The organism is Kitasatospora sp. NBC_01560, assembly GCF_045208415.1.
Taxonomy (GTDB): Bacteria; Actinomycetota; Actinomycetes; order Streptomycetales; family Streptomycetaceae; genus Kitasatospora.
On record NZ_CP109364.1, the window covers coordinates 444,615 to 457,089 of the forward strand.

The window sequence follows — 12,475 nt, forward strand, 5'->3', positions numbered from 1 at the left end:
TGGCCGTACCCGCTCACGCCACGCACCCCCGCTGCCGTACCCTGCCCTGCCCCGTCGACGCCACGCATCGTAGCTGGCCCGGACTGCGGCCGGGCCGGCTCACCGGAGAAGAGCAGCACTGCCCCGGGGCCCGCCACGGAGCGGCCGGGTCGGACGCCACCGGCGCGTCACCGGTCTCCGACGGGAACGGTGTGTGCGTGCGAGGCCTCAGCGGCCCCGTACGCCCCGGGTGCGGGACGGCGGCGGCGGGCGCTTACCACCAGGACGGACAGCAGCAGGCCCGCTCCGGACGCCGCTCCGACGTCGTCGGCCGACACCGTGGAGGTGGACGCCGAGCTCGCCGGACCGTTGACGAGCCCCAGACCGGCGGCCATCAGCACCAGCGGCAGAACGAACGCCGAGTACGTCCAACCCCCCTGGACGAACACCAGCAGCGCGCACCCGGCGGTCGCCGCGGCGAAGCCGGGGCCGATGGCGGCCCCGGTGCCCACCCGCTGGACCATCCGGGGTACGAGCGGTGTGGCCGCGATCAGGCCGACCGTCGCGGGCAGCGTGGCCAGGCCCGCCTGCCAGGCGCTCAGTGCGAGCGTGGCGGGGTTCTGGAAGTAGAGGCCGACCAGGTACATCAGACCGTTGATCACGCCCGCGCTCAGCAGGATCCCGACCGTCGCCCCGATCAGGACCCGGTTCTTCAGCAGCCGCAGGTCCACCAGCGGCGCCTCGACCCGCCGCTCCACGCAGCCCGAGTCCGCCGCACGGGCTCCGGAGCCACCGCCGGAGCGCAGGTCTTGGCGGTCCGCCGGAGCGTGCGTCGGCCGGCTCAGTCGGTGACGGTGTCCCCCGTCTTGAGGTCGCTGATCTTCTGCTGGTAGGCGTCCAGCTTCTCCGGGCAGTAGACCTTGACCACCTCGGCGCCGGCCTCCAGGATCCGCTGGTCGACGATGACCGGACGCATGCCGGGGCCGCCCGCGCCGTTGGCGAGCTGGACGAGCCACAGGCTCCGCCTGAGCGCCGAGTTGGGGTCGGTGCAGACCGCGCCGCCGTCCGTTCCCAGGGTGTCGGCGATGTTGTTCGTGTTGCGCGAGGCGAAGCCGTTCGCGACGAGCGCGTCGTTCAGCCGGTTCGCCTTCCGGTGGGCCTCGTTGGTGGCCTTCTGCTGGGTGTACGTGAACAGTCCGGCGATCATCATGCCGACCAGCACCACGATCGCGCCGACGTAGATCCACCGGTGCTGGGACCACATGCGGGTGGGGCTCATGCCACCCCTCCGTCCACCTGGGCGTTACCCGCATCGGCCTGCCGCCAGCTGGGTTTGCGGGCCTTCAGGAACGCGAACGGGATGACCACGCCGAGCAGCAGGAGCCCGCCGCCGACGATGCCGATGTAGGCCCAGGAGCTGCCGCCACCGAACTGGGACGACGGGATGAACCCGATGATCATGGCCAGGGCGGAGGCGACGAAGCCGACCACGCAGAGCGCGGTGAGCAGCGGGGCGCGGTAGCCGCGCGCGTGATCGGGCTGCTTGCGGCGGAGCTGGATGGCGGCCACGAACATCAACAGGTACATGATCAGGTACACCTGCGTGGTGATGACCGAGAAGATCCAGTACACGCTGGACACGTTCGGGATCAGCGCGTACAGCAGGGCGATGAGGGTGGTGAACAGGCCCTGGGTGACCAGGATGTTCTGCTGGATGCCGTGCTTGTTGAGCCGCTGCAGGAACGGGGGCAGGTAGCCCTCCTGGCGGGAGATCAGCAGCAGCCCCTTGGACGGGCCGGCCAGCCAGGTGAGCATGCCGCCGAGGGAGGCCGCGCACAGGGCGATCGCGACGATCGGCACCAGCCAGCCGACGTGGAAGTACTGGAAGAAGGCGTCGAAGGCCTGCATGACGCCGGCGGTGAGGCTGAGCTGGTCCGCCGGGATGACCCAGCTGATGGCCAGGGCGGGCAGGATGAAGATCAGCAGCACCATGCCCATGGCCAGGAACATCGACTTCGGGAACTCCTTGGCCGGGTTGCGCAGCTTGTTGACGTGGACGGCGTTCATCTCCATGCCGGAGTAGCTGAGGAAGTTGTTGACGATCAGCACCAGGCTGGCGATGCCGGTCCACTCGGGGAAGAGGTGCGAGCCGTCCATCGGGGCGGCGGAGGGGTTGCCCTGCCCGAGGAAGACGAATCCCAGGAGCACCAGCAGCGTGCCGGGGATCAGCGTCCCGATGATCAGGCCGCCGGAGGCCAGGCCCGCGACGGCGTTCGTCCCGCGAGAGGACACCCACACGCCGGACCAGTACAGGACCACGATGACGATCGCGGTGTAGACGCCGTTGCTGGCCAGCTCGGGGTTGATCACGTACGAGATCGTGCTCGCCACGAAGGCGAGCAGGCTGGGGTAGTAGAAGATCGTCATGGCGAACTGGCACCAGACGGCCAGGAAGGCCAGCGGCTTCGACAGGCCCTGGGCGACCCAGTTGTAGACCCCGCCGCTCCAGCCCGACGCCAGCTCCGCCGACACCAGAGCGGTGGGCAGCAGGAACACGACGGCCGGCAGCAGGTAGAGGAAGACGCAGGCGAGGCCGTACACCGCCATGGTGGGCGAGGCGCGGAGGCTGGCGACGGAGCTGGTCGTCATCAGCGCCAGAGTCAGCCAGGTGATCTTCTGCGCCCCGGCGGCCACCCGGGCCGTGCCTGCCGGTTCTGCCCTGGCCGGCCGGCCGGCATCGTCCGCCGGCACATCCCCAGCGCTCATCGGGCACCTCCTCGGTGAAGGCGACCCGCTCCGAGTACGCCATGACTCATCGTCATCACCACGCGCAACCGGTGCACGCCCGATTACGCCGTCCGGCCCCGGGGTGTCCGTGCCGGGCACCGGCGCGGAACCGGCCCGGGCCCGGCCGGCCGAGACACGCGGGCCCCGGCAGAAGGCCGCCCGCCCGGCGACGGCCGGACTGCGGCGGCGTTCACAGCGAAGCCGCACCGGCCCGCGGAGGCACCTCACACGGACGCAGGACCATGAGCGAGTCCTCCGAGGTCGCCACCATGGCGAAGGGGAACCGGTCGAGTTCGAGGCAGAGGGCGACGTCATCGGGATGGGCCCCCTGCCGCACCCCCTCCGCCAGCTCGGAGGCGGCGCGCGACTCGCCGGCGCGACGGAGGAACCCGGCCGGATCCGTCGCGGCCCCGGTGGCCCGCCGGGCGATGTACTGGGCGCACGCCAGATCCTCGTCGGCCTGCCCGTCCTCGCCGGTGACCACGAACGTGACGCTGTCGCACCCGCGGGCCCGCAGCAGCGCGGCCGTCGCCTCCGCCACCACGAATCCGGCGCACAGCACCAGCGACGCGTCCTTGACGGCAAGGGCGCCGACCGTCCCCGCCGTGGTCTTCTGCACGACGGTCCGGCCGGCGAGGTCGACGGACCGCAGCAGGGCCGGCGAGTTGACGGCGTCGAAGCCCGGCGCGGGCGGACCGTCCTTGAGCGCCACCCACTCCGGATGGCGGGCCTTGAGCGCCAGGACCTCGTCCAGCGACTCTGCGAGAACGATCTTCTCCGCCCCCCGGCCGAAGGCCCAGGCAGCCACCGTGTAAGCACGCATGACGTCGACCACGACCGCCACGGACGGGGTGTCGACCAGATCAGTGATACTGAGGAATCGAGCGTCCATCCGATCATGATCGCGTATGCCCACCCTGCCGCACCCGGTTCGGTGACGCGCATCACATCGACGCCTTCGCGCGCCGAACAGCTGCGTGCCGGGCCTGCGGATTCGCTGTCGGGTCCGGGCGTCGGGGCACCCGGGGGCCAGGGGCCCGGCCGGCCGTCGCGGGCGGGTTCGGGCTGCCGCAGCCGTCACAGGCTCAGCAACACGTCCCGGACCGCTGCGGGTTGGGACAGGAAGGGGTGGTGGCCGGCGTCGAGCTCGACGACGTGGCCGGCCCGGCGGGCGAATTCGCGCTGCAGAGGCGGCGGGGTGCCCCGGTCCCGGGCGCAGACCAGGTACGTCGTGGGCACCTGCTGCCATGCAGCCGCCCCGACCGGCTGACCGGTCACCTGCACGCTCTGCCGGGCGAGGTGGTCCGCTGCCGCTGCCTGCACCTCGGCGTCGCAGTCCTGCAGGAACGTGTCCACGAGCAGCTCCGGCCGGACGCCGAACGTGCCGGCATCGGGATCGACGTCGAGGAACGGGGCGGGGCTGCCGCTCCCGAACTCCGACAGGCTCTGCCCGACCTCCGGCAGGTAGCTGGAGACCAGCAGCAGGTGGCGCACCGACGCGACCCCCGCAGCAGCCTCCGCGGTGACGATCCCGCCGTAGCTGTGGGCGACCACGACGGTCGGCTCGTCGCCCGCCTGCAGCACCTGCCGGACGGCGGCGACATCCTCGGGCAGCCCAGGCCCGCCGGCGCCGCCGGGCCGGCCCGCCTCGCCGCAGCTCGGCAGCGCCGGAGCCACGCTCGGCACCCCGTGCCCGCTCAGCAACCCGGCGGTGCGGTGCCACCACCACGCCCCGTCCCGCACGCACGCGCCATGCACGAACACGACCCTCATCGCCACCTCCGCGTCGCCCTCGACCGCCCCTTGCCCTTGCACAGTAGGACCTCTCCCCGCCCACCGGGCCGGGCGCGGCCGACCGACACCGCGCGCGGGAGAATCGAGGCGGCAAGGTCAGGACGTGTGCGGGCTCACCGACGACGACCGGCGCCCCGGATCAGCCCCGGTACTCGCAGAGGTAGGCGGTCTCGACCGTGGCCCTGACCTGGAACTTGCTCTCGGCGGGGACGTCGAACCGCTCGCCGGCCCGGAAGGTCTCCCACTGCTCGGCGCCGGGCAGCCTGACCGTCAGGGCGCCGGAGACCACGTGCATGATCTCCCGCTCGGCGGTGCCGAACTCGTACTCGCCCGGTGCCATGACGCCGACCGTCGCCGGTCCGTCCTCCGCGGTGAAGGCAATCGACTTGACCGTGCCGTCGAAGTACTCGTTGACCTTGAACATGGGCGTCCTCCCGGGAGATGAGCAGGGACGGGCGGCCCGCCGGTCGCGGGCCGGTCCCGAGTGCGGGAAGGCCGGCCGGTGACGGCCGCCGTTTCCGGCAGGCCGATCGTGGCGGTCGAGCGCCTTCCCTCGGCCTCGAAGCCGGACGGCACCCTAGTCAGCCACCCGCGACGCGCGCGCCTTCGTCCACATGGCGGGCCGACCGGCCCCTCCGGGGGAGGCCGGACTCCCCCGCAGGTCGGGTCCCGGTCGGCCGGGCGGATCCCGTAGGGTCGGCCAATGGCGAAGTACTTCGACGTGCACCCGCAGACCCCCCAGGCCCGCACCATCGGCACCGTGGCGGACAGCCTCCGTTCCGGGGCCCTCATCGCGTACCCGACCGACTCCTGTTTCGCCCTCGGCTGCCAGATCGGCAACCACGAGGGCCTCGAACGGATCCGGTCGATCCGGCGGCTCGACGACCGCCACCACTTCACCCTGATGTGCGAGAACTTCTCCCAGTTGGGGCAGTTCGTCCACATCGACAACGCCGTCTTCCGCGCCGTCAAGGCGGCGACGCCGGGCAACTACACCTTCATCCTCCCCGCCACCAAGGAGGTGCCGCGGCGTCTGATGCACCCGAAGAAGAAGACGGTGGGGGTCAGGATCCCCGACCACGTCGTGACGCAGGCCCTGCTCGCCGAACTCGGCGAGCCCCTCGTCTCCAGCACCCTGCTCCTCCCCGGCGAGGACGAACCGATGACCCAGGGGTGGGAGATCAAGGAGCGGCTCGACCACGTGCTGGACGCCGTGGTGGATTCCGGCGACTGCGGGACGGAGCCGACGACGGTCGTCGACTTCTCCAGCGGCACGGCGGAGATCGTCCGACGCGGGGCCGGTGACCCGTCGCGTTTCGAGTGACCACTCGGCCCACCGCCCGGCTCCGGGCAGTGCCCACGGCGGACCGGGTGACCGGTCCGCCCGGTCTCCCCGTGAGTCGTCCGGTGGCCACGCGCAGGGGCCGGGGGCCGGTCCGGCCGGGTACCACCGCCCGGTAATTCGTATGCGAGTACGGATCGTCGGGACAGGGCCGGATCCGGCGGGCGATGATTGCTGACGATCAGTCATCGACAGCACTGGAGCCCCCCATGAAGCGCGGCCTTCTTACGGCTACCGCCACCCTCCTGCTGGCCACCGCGGCCGGCTGCGGCAGCGTGCACACCGCCGACCCCGGCCCGAGCACGGAGGCGAGCCGGTCCTCGCAGGCGGATCAGGCCCGGCAGGCCGCCGAGGAGTCGGCACGGCAGGCCCTCGCGGAGCACGACCGGCGCTACCCGGAGGTCGGGAAGGGGTGCGCCACCGCCACCGGGACGCCGAGCCCGTCCGCGTCCGCCTCCGTCCCGCCGGACCCGGACTCCGGCAAGTACGCCGAGAATCACGCCTACAAGCAGACCGTACCGCTGACCGCGCCCGCCCGGTGCCGGGGTGACGCCCACGCCGCCCGGATCCGCGCCGCCCTGGGCGCCCGGAAGGCCGGGGCTGCGACCGACCTGCAGACGACCCTGGAGTCCCTCGGCTATGCGAAGGAGGCGTTCCGGGTGACCGCGAACGGCAGCCCGGCGGCCGGTTTCGTGCTGGAGGTCCCCGGCGCCGGCCCGTGCATCGAGGGCCGGCCCGGCAACGGGCAGCTGTCGGTGGCGGCGCACGGCTACTACCTGGACGGCGGCTGCGCCGAACCCAAGGGCGGCCACTGAGCCCGGTCGCGGGCCGGCACCGTCGGCCCCGACTTCACAGGCCCGGACTTCACAGGCCCGGACTTCACGGGCCCGGACTTCACGGGCCCGGCGCCTCGCGCGACGGTCGGACCGGTCTCGGAGCTCGGGCCGGGACTCCGGCCGGAACGGTCGGCGCGTGCAGCTCGTTCGGCCGTGGCCCGCACGGAGGTTGGGAATTCCGGGCGAGCACGAGCAGTGCAATAGATGCGATGAGATGTCTTTCTTTCGAGGCCTTTTTCCGACTCTCGAATCCCCCTATCTTATTCGTGGCCGCACCATTCCGGTGCGACGCCACCAATCCGGAGGGGAAACCATGTTTGCCAAGCGCATCTGTGTCATCGCCGCCACCTCTGCCCTGCTCACCGGAATCGGCGCCGGTGCCACGGCCTCGGCGCAGACCGTCAGCCGCTTCGACGACGGGAGCTTCGAGAACCCGAGGGCGACGGTCAACAGCTTCATCGACCTGCCCGCAGGTCAGACCATCGGGCCGTGGCGGGTGACGGCGGGGAGCGTCGACCTGATCGGCGCCGGATTCTGGCAGGCGGCCGAGGGGGACCAGTCCGTCGATCTCAACGGCTCCAACGCCGGCGCGGTGGCCCAGACCTTCACCACCGTCCCCGGCACGACGTACACCGTCAGCTACGCCCTGGCCGGAAACCCCGGCGGCCCGGCCCTGAAGACCGGCAGCGCCCTCATCGACGGTCAGGACTTCCAGGACTTCTCCTTCAACACCACCGGCAAGACGTTCACGAACATGGGATACGTCGGCCGGCAGTTCACCTTCCGGGCCACCGGTACGGCCACCACCATCGGCTTCACCAGCACGACGCCCAACAGCGCGTACGGTCCGGTCGTCGACGACGTCCGGATCCAGGCCTGCGCACCGTGCCCGCCCTGCGGCAACGGCTGACGGGCACGCCGAGCCGGCCGGGCGCGCGGGAAAGCGCCGCCCGGCCGGGCCACCCGGCGGCCGCGCGGTCCGGCGCCGACCGGGTCAGTCCCGGTCGGCGCCGAAGGGGCCCTCCTCGACGAAGCGGCGCAGCAGGCGCGCGAAGGCCTGGGCGTCGGCCTGCGGCCAGCCGCTGAGCGAGTCCTCGATGCCGGCGGCGAGCCGCTCCCGGGAGAGGGCCACCATGTCCTGGCCGTCGCCGGTGAGGGCGAGCAGGGTGGCGCGGCCGTCGGCCGGGTCGGGCTGGCGCCGCAGGAGGCCCGCCGTCTCCAGGCGGTCGGCGCGGCGGGTGACGGTGGTGCGGTCGAGTCCGATCTCCCGCCCCAGGTCGGCGGCGCTGCACGGGCCGGTCCGGGCCAGGCCGCTGAGGACGGGGTAGGTGAGGTCGTCGACCGCCTCGCCCAGCCCCTCGGTCAGCCGGGTGTAGAGGCGTTCGCGGGTGCTCCGACGCAGGAGCAGTCCGAGGGCGTAGGCGATGTCGTGTCCTGTCGAGTCGTTCACCCCTCCAGATTAGCGTGCGCGGCGCACGCTTCCTCTGCTATCGTCAGAAGCGTGCTCAAGGCACGCATCTACAGCAGGGTCCGCAGCGGGTCACTCCCGCACGCAACCGGAGGACATCCCATGAACCGCAACGCCGTTCGCAGCGACATCCGCACCGCCCTGACCGACCTGCTCCTCACCCCCGGGCTCGACCTCACCGAGGCCGCCGACCGGCACTTCGCCCCCGACTACCGCCAGCGCACCGACGGCGAGTGGGCCGACCGCACAGAGTTCCTCGCCCACATCGCCCACCTGCGCACCGTCGTCGCCACCGGCTCCGTCGACGTCCACGACGAACTCACCGACGGCGACCGCTACGCCGACCGCCACACCATGGAGATCGTCAAGACCGACGGCTCCACCGTCCGCATCGAGGTCTACGTCTTCGCCGAGTACGCCCCCGACGGCCGCTTCCGCCGCATCGAGGAGACCACCCTCATGCTCGAAGGCACCCCCGCCGACCGCAACCTCGGCAGCGCCCGCTGAACACCGGCCCCGTGCCCGACCCCGCCCCGCACCCCGCCCGCGCGGCAGCAGGGCCGGGGCGGGAGGGGGCCGAGGTCGGGAGGGGGCCGAGGTCGGGAGGGGGCCGGGGCCGGCGGGCCCATCACCCGTCAGTCGTCGTGGTGGCCCCGGCCGTTGCCGTCACCGTGGTGCCCGGCCGTCCGGGCGAAGACCTGGTAGTCGGTGCCCGCCGGGCCGCCCGTCCCGGCGCCGGTGACCAGGTTGCCGCTGGTCGAGCCGAACACCACCGTGTCACCGTCGGCGTCCACGACCGGCTCGATCGAGGACCCGTTGCCGAGCGAGCCGTCCGGCGCGGTGGCGACCCGCTCCGTGCGGCCGGTGCGCAGGTCGTGGCGGTAGACGTCCCAGCCCGGGTGCTGCGGCCCCGCCACCAGGTTGTCGGCCTCGGAGGAGAAGTAGACCCAGCGGTTGTCGGCGGTGATCCGGCCGTGGTCGGAGGAGCCGACCGATTCGGTGCCGGGCAGGCCCCCGCTGACCTTCGTCACGGTGCCCTTCCTGAGGTCCCGGACGTACAGCACGGTGTGGTAGCGGTGGCCGTTCGTCGACCCGCCGGGCTCGGGCAGGGCGTAGATCGCGCGCCGCCCGTCCGGACTGATCGTCGCGTCGAAGCTCGCGTAGCCGAGACTGCCGGCGAGGTCCAGGCTCGCCGCGGAGATCCGGCCGGACTCCACGTCGTACGTGTAGTACGCGCCGGTCGTCGGCCTGGACAGACTCTCCCGCGCGCTGCGCGGCAGGGCGGCGGCGGCACCCGGGGCCGGCTCCACATCGGCGCCCGCGGCAGTCTTGGCGGCAGGCGCGGGGGTCTGCTCGGCCGGCAGCAGGTTGCCGGCGAAGGAGGTGAAGCCGACGGTGCGGCCGTCGGCACTGATCGTCGGATTGAGGGACATGCTGTCGCCCGGCTTGCCGTCCACCCCGCGGGTCACCAGGCGGGTCTTCCCCGTCCACCGGTCGGTGACGTAGATGTTGTAGTCCCAGGTGTACGGCCTGGCCAGCGAGGGCTCATCACCCTCGGGGCCCGGGACGAGGTCGGTCCGGCTGGACACGAAGGCCACGTAGCGGCCGTTCGCACTGATCGAGGGGGCGTACGAGGAATGGAACCGGTCGGCGTCGGTACTGGCCGCCGCGCCGCTGACCAGCTCGGTGCGGCCGGTCCGCCGGTCGCGGACGTACACCTCGTCACGCCCCTGGACCTGCACGCCGGGCACCACGCCCACGGCGTTGCTGTCGAAGGCGACGTAACGGCCGTCGGCGTTGATCGCGACGTAGTCGGTGAAGCCGTCCAGCGCGCTGCCGTCGTCGGCCAGGTTGACCCGCTCGGTGCGGCCGCTCCTCAGGTCGCGGACGTAGGCGTCGCGCGCGCTCTTCGCGGGCTGGGACACCAGGTTCGTGGCCCAGGAGGTGAACAGGGCGTAGCGTCCGTCGGCGCTGATCCCCTTGCTCCACGACTGGCTGTCCGGCACCGCGCCGTTCACTCCGACACTGATCTGGACGGTGCCGCGCGGTGCGGGGCCGGCCTGGGCGGGCCCCGCGTGGGCGGGGCCCGCGGTCGCCGCGAGCACGGCGGCCACCGCGAGAATGCTGCCGGCGCCGGCCGGCCACCGGCCGCCGGTGGTACGGGTGGTGCGTGCCATGGAATCCGTCCTCCCCAGAGATCGCCCGGCCGGGCTCCCTCCCGGCGACGGGCCTCAGGAGAGCCAATCGCCCTGACGCGCCACGGTCAACCATCGTGGGTGATCCCGGCGGAAGATACGTCAACAGACGTATCCCGTGCGGAGGTCACCTGCGCGGAGGGCCGTGCCGTCACCCGAGCACGCGCGGGACGGTCCGCTCGTAGACGGCTCCGCCGGGGACGAACCAGCCCGCCTTCTTCCGCACCCTTCCACCTCCCCGGGCCACGGCACAGGACGTCAGTCGCTGTCGCCGCTGTTCCGGTTCCGGTCCAGGCGCCGGCGGCGGCGCTTCTCCGAGCCGCGCACCAGCTCACCGGCGGCGAGCGTCACGGCCGCCACACCGCGGACCCAACGGGGCCCGCCGCGGTCGGCCCACACCACGCACGCACCCCCGGCGACGACCAGCACCAGGACGCCGACCAGCACCAGACCGACCATCGTCGCCACCTCCGCGTTCATCCCACCGCTCTGCCGCAGCTCCCGGACCGGACCGGACACGACCCACCGGAACGTCCGACCGGAGCGACAGCTGACCCGCTCCTTCTTCCCCCGCCCGGGAGAATCAGGCGCGGATCCGGACGACGGCGCCCGGCGCCGGCCGCCCCGGGGCGCCGCTTCCGTCGTTTGCCCGAGGGCCGATGATGTCGGACGGGACAGGCCCCGCCGGCCTCGCCTCGGCCGACCGTCGAGGGGGATCCCGCGGGACGCGAAGAAGGGACGACGAGAGTGGACACGGGACCGGGAAGTGTGTTCCGGAGCGAGGACCTGCCGGTGGAGGAACGATTCGACCACTGGCGGGAGTTGGTCGCCCTGTCGCGGGCCAGCGAGGTGACCTGCGCCCGGACCGGTGACTTCACGGCGGAGATGCGGCGGATGGAACTGGGCCCGGTAACCTTCCTCCGGACGTCGTTCCCGTCCGCGCGGTTCCGGCGGACCGCGGACATGGTGCGGCGCTCGGACCCGGGGGTGTACCACCTGACGCTGCTCCTCGACGGCGGCCTGGCGCTGACGCACGACACCGACCCGACGCGGACGTTCGTACCGGGCGACCTGCATGTGGTCGACAGCTCGCGCGTGTTCGACCTGCGGGCCTTCGGCGCCCGCACCGAGGGCCCGCAGGAGGGTCAGGTCCAGGCCGTGGGCGTGGACTTCCCGACGTCCTTGCTGCCGCTCCCGCCCCACCGGGTGCGCACTCTGCTGGGCCGGGGCTTCCCCGGGCGGGAGGGCTCGTGCGCCCTGCTCGCGGAGTTCCTCCTCGGCCTGGACCGGCAGGCCGGAGCCCTGGGGCCCGCCGAGGCACCCCGGCTGGGTGCGATCGTGGTCGACCTGGTGGCCGCCTGGCTGGCCCGGGAGCTCGATGCCGAGGCCGCCCTGCCGGAGGACGCCCGGCAGCGGGCCCTGGTGGAGAGCATCCGGACGTTCATCGACCGGAACCTCCACGATCCGGAGCTCTCGCCGTCCGTGGTCGCCGCCGCGCACCACATCTCCGTCAGCTACCTGCACCGCGTCTACACCCAGCAGATGCAGGGCGAGACGGTCGCCGCCTCGATCCGCGGCCGCCGGCTGGCGAAGGCCCGCCGTGACCTGGCCGACCCCCGGCTGCGCACCCTGCCGATCCACACCGTCGCGGCCCGCTGCGGCATCCCCCGCGCCGACGGCTTCAGCCGCGCCTTCCGGACGGCGTACGGCCTCTCCCCCGTCGAGCACCGGCACCGGGCGCTGGCCGGACGCACGGGCGAGTAGACGAACCGCCGAGCAGGCGAGCAGGCGAGTGGACGCGCGGGCGAGCAGGCGAGCAGGCGAGTGGACGCGCGGGCGAGCAGGCGAGCAGGCGAGTGGACGCAAAGCCGGGCAACCGTGGACTCCGGGCCAACACGGCCGGACGTCGTCCTGGCATTCTCGGCAGGGAGCCGCCGCCGCGAACGCCACGCCTCCCCCACCTTGCGCCGACCCGGTCGGCCGGGCGCGGAGGGTCGCGACGGGCCGGGCGGTCCGGCACGCCACGGGGGAGCGTGCCGGACCGCCCGGCGGGCTGCTCCCCCCGCACGCCGGG

The 12,475-nt window shown here is 72.9% G+C and carries 14 protein-coding genes; 5 read left to right on the forward strand and 9 right to left on the reverse strand.

Going from position 1 to position 12,475, the window contains the following annotated elements; genetic code table 11:
• Positions 1–167 precede the first annotated feature (167 nt).
• The 6 genes from OH807_RS01795 to OH807_RS01820 form a co-directional block, all read right to left on the reverse strand.
• Positions 168–893 (reverse strand): MFS transporter, encoded by a 726-nt coding sequence (locus tag OH807_RS01795; RefSeq protein ID WP_406210630.1) that lies wholly within the window; start codon positions 891–893, stop codon positions 168–170.
• A complete protein-coding gene (locus OH807_RS01800) occupies positions 821–1,258 on the reverse strand; it encodes a hypothetical protein (RefSeq protein WP_406192919.1) in 438 nt (145 codons plus the stop codon). The genes OH807_RS01795 and OH807_RS01800 overlap by 73 nt, the downstream gene beginning before the upstream one ends.
• The gene (locus tag OH807_RS01805) at positions 1,255–2,745 is read right to left on the reverse strand and encodes an APC family permease (RefSeq protein ID WP_406192922.1); all 1,491 of its coding nucleotides are present in this window, start codon (positions 2,743–2,745) and stop codon (positions 1,255–1,257) included. Before OH807_RS01805 ends, OH807_RS01800 begins: the two co-directional genes overlap by 4 nt.
• Positions 2,746–2,956: 211 nt before the next feature.
• Positions 2,957–3,658 (reverse strand): 2-phosphosulfolactate phosphatase, encoded by a 702-nt coding sequence (locus OH807_RS01810; RefSeq protein ID WP_406192925.1) that lies wholly within the window; start codon positions 3,656–3,658, stop codon positions 2,957–2,959.
• A gap of 185 nt (positions 3,659–3,843) precedes the next feature.
• A complete protein-coding gene (locus OH807_RS01815; RefSeq protein WP_406192928.1) occupies positions 3,844–4,539 on the reverse strand; it encodes an alpha/beta fold hydrolase in 696 nt (231 codons plus the stop codon).
• Positions 4,540–4,699: 160 nt separating this feature from the next.
• Positions 4,700–4,984 (reverse strand): pyrimidine/purine nucleoside phosphorylase, encoded by a 285-nt coding sequence (locus OH807_RS01820; RefSeq protein WP_406192931.1) that lies wholly within the window; start codon positions 4,982–4,984, stop codon positions 4,700–4,702.
• Between the two features lie 279 nt (positions 4,985–5,263).
• Between OH807_RS01820 and OH807_RS01825 the strand changes: the two genes are divergently transcribed.
• The 3 genes from OH807_RS01825 (at position 5,264) to OH807_RS01835 (ending at position 7,648) form a co-directional block, all read left to right on the forward strand.
• Entirely contained in the window at positions 5,264–5,884 is a 621-nt protein-coding gene (locus OH807_RS01825; protein ID WP_406192934.1) for an L-threonylcarbamoyladenylate synthase, read from the forward strand.
• 227 nt (positions 5,885–6,111) lie between these two features.
• The gene (locus OH807_RS01830; RefSeq protein WP_406192937.1) at positions 6,112–6,717 is read left to right on the forward strand and encodes a hypothetical protein; all 606 of its coding nucleotides are present in this window, start codon (positions 6,112–6,114) and stop codon (positions 6,715–6,717) included.
• A gap of 334 nt (positions 6,718–7,051) precedes the next feature.
• On the forward strand, positions 7,052–7,648 hold the full coding sequence (locus OH807_RS01835; protein ID WP_406192940.1) for a choice-of-anchor C family protein: 597 nt from the start codon (positions 7,052–7,054) through the stop codon (positions 7,646–7,648).
• A gap of 84 nt (positions 7,649–7,732) precedes the next feature.
• Here the strand turns inward: OH807_RS01835 and OH807_RS01840 are convergent, their stop codons facing one another.
• Positions 7,733–8,188, reverse strand: coding sequence for a MarR family winged helix-turn-helix transcriptional regulator (locus OH807_RS01840; RefSeq protein WP_406192943.1), 456 nt, complete (start codon positions 8,186–8,188; stop codon positions 7,733–7,735).
• 120 nt (positions 8,189–8,308) lie between these two features.
• Between OH807_RS01840 and OH807_RS01845 the strand changes: the two genes are divergently transcribed.
• A complete protein-coding gene (locus OH807_RS01845) occupies positions 8,309–8,713 on the forward strand; it encodes a nuclear transport factor 2 family protein (protein ID WP_406192946.1) in 405 nt (134 codons plus the stop codon).
• A 128-nt stretch (positions 8,714–8,841) separates the two neighbouring features.
• Here OH807_RS01845 and OH807_RS01850 read toward each other — a convergent pair whose 3' ends face one another.
• Together OH807_RS01850 and OH807_RS01855 are read right to left on the reverse strand one after the other, a co-directional pair.
• Positions 8,842–10,383 carry a TolB family protein gene (locus OH807_RS01850; protein WP_406192949.1) on the reverse strand — a complete coding sequence of 514 codons (1,542 nt, stop codon included), beginning with the start codon at positions 10,381–10,383 and terminating at the stop codon, positions 8,842–8,844.
• Between the two features lie 276 nt (positions 10,384–10,659).
• Entirely contained in the window at positions 10,660–10,881 is a 222-nt protein-coding gene (locus OH807_RS01855; protein ID WP_406192952.1) for a hypothetical protein, read from the reverse strand.
• Positions 10,882–11,148: 267 nt separating this feature from the next.
• Here OH807_RS01855 and OH807_RS01860 point away from each other — a divergent pair, with 267 nt between their 5' ends.
• Entirely contained in the window at positions 11,149–12,165 is a 1,017-nt protein-coding gene (locus OH807_RS01860) for a helix-turn-helix domain-containing protein (RefSeq protein WP_406192955.1), read from the forward strand.
• The last annotated feature ends 310 nt before the right edge of the window (positions 12,166–12,475 follow it).